1 protein-coding gene is annotated in these 1,255 nt (G+C 68.0%); it reads right to left on the minus strand.

What is annotated here, in order from left to right; translation table 11 throughout:
• Nucleotides 1–31 precede the first annotated feature (31 nt).
• Nucleotides 32–1,255: HNH endonuclease signature motif containing protein (locus AWB95_RS05880; protein WP_428838829.1), on the minus strand; the 1,224-nt coding region annotated here is incomplete at its 5' end.

Genomic DNA, 1,255 nt, shown 5'->3' on the forward strand with positions numbered 1-1,255 from the left:
GCCTCAACCTGTTTGGTCTGCCGTAGCTGACTTAGTTGTTTGCTGGTGGGGGTTGGGGCTGGAAGGGGTCGTACCACCACCAGTCGGCGCGCTCGCCGAGGGGCCCGGGCCACGGCGGCACAGCGGGCGGGGGACGCTTGGGTGGGCGCGCCAGCGATCCGGCGCGAAGGCGTTGACCGTCACTGTCGGTGACGAGCAGATCCTCGGCGGTTCCGGTGATGGTGATGTCGCCGCGGTGGTGCAGCCGATGGTGATACGGGCAGACCAGCACCAGGTTGGCCAACTCGGTGGGGCCGCCGTCTTCCCAATGCCGGATGTGATGGGCGTGCAAACCTCGGGTGGCCCCACAGCCGGGCACCACACACATGCGGTCGCGATGCTCCAGCGCGCGGCGCAGCCGCCGGCCGATCACCCGGGTAGTACGCCCGGCGCCGATGGGCTGCCCGTGGCGTTCGAACCACACCTCACAGGTGGCATCACAGGACAGGTATTGCCGCTCAGCGTCGGATAGCAGCGGACCCAGATGCAGCGCCGCGGCGCGCTGCTCGACATCGAAATGCATCACCACCGTGGTGTGCTGCCCGTGCGGGCGCCGCGCCGCCTCGGCATCCCAGCCGGCCTCGACCAGCCGCATAAACGCCTCCACCGTGGAAGGCAACGGCGGACAATTCTCAGCTGGCGTGCCGCCGCCGTGATCGCGCTTCCACTCGGCGATCAGCGCATCCAGGTGCGACCCGAGCGCGGCGTCGAACTTGGCCGCCTCATCGTGCGGCAATTTGATCCGCCAACAACTGAACTGCTCATCGGCGGTCTTGGTGATCGAACGCTGCGGCTCAGGCCGGGCATCATCGGGTTCGGGTCGCGGTTCGAGCTTGACCGCGGTACGCAGCTGATTGACCGTGGCCACCGCCGCCAACGCCGCGTAATGCTCATCCGAACCCTGCCCGGCCCGCGCGGCGATCACCCCGAGCTGATCCAGCGACAACCGACCCTCGGCCATGCCCGCCGCACACCGCGGAAACTCCTCAAGTCGGCGCGCCACCGTGGCGATCGTGTGCGCAGTCGTCGACGACAAGCCCAGCTTCCAAGCCACCAACGCCGCCAACGAGCGCACACCGGTCATCCCCCACAGCCCGTCGCCATCCAGCTCGGCGGCGATCGCCACAATGCGCGAATCAATCGCATTACGCTGACCCGCCAACTCCGCCAACTCCTCAAACAACACCTCCACACGCTCGGCAGGACTCAGCGCCGC

The sequence above is a fragment of the Mycobacterium celatum genome (assembly GCF_002101595.1).
Taxonomy (GTDB): Bacteria; Actinomycetota; Actinomycetes; order Mycobacteriales; family Mycobacteriaceae; genus Mycobacterium; species Mycobacterium celatum.